At 46.6% G+C, this 552-nt stretch carries 1 protein-coding gene; it reads left to right on the plus strand.

The annotated features are described in order from the left end of the window. Positions 1-552, plus strand: a 552-nt coding sequence (locus tag R7Q09_RS27630; protein ID WP_318144144.1) for a glycosyltransferase, incomplete at both ends; no start/stop codon positions are given.

Genomic DNA, 552 nt, shown 5'->3' on the forward strand with positions numbered 1-552 from the left:
TTTTTGCTCAAACGAAATGGGTGGAAGGTGGGCTTCTGCAGTTTGTGCGAGACGCCAATCAAACCATCAATGACATAAAACCCAATATTGTGCACTTGCACTCTAGCAAAGCCGGGTTTTTAGGTCGATTTTTGAAACTCAACCACGCCCGCTTGGTGTATACCCCGCACTGCTATGCGTTTGAACGAGAAGATATTTCAGGCTTCGCTCGCCAACTATACAAAGCTTTAGAAAAGGTGATGCTCAACAAAATTGACGTGGTGGCAGGCTGCAGTCAGCGCGAATGTGATTTAGCCATTAGCATTGGAGCAAAACGAGCGGAACTGCTGAACAACTACGTTTCTTATCAAAGTGCGACGCGTGTCGGCAGAAACCATCAAGCTGCATTGAACATTGTTGTTTTAGGGCGTGTCGCACCACAGAAAGACCCTCAATTTTTACTTAACACACTCCGTTGCTTGAATCGATTTGCACTCAATCGCCAATTAGACATTACTTGGATTGGAGGAGGAGACAGAGAGCTAGAGCAAGCGTTAAGAGCCGAGGGCGTAC

It is taken from the genome of Vibrio sp. 2130-1, from assembly GCF_033339515.1.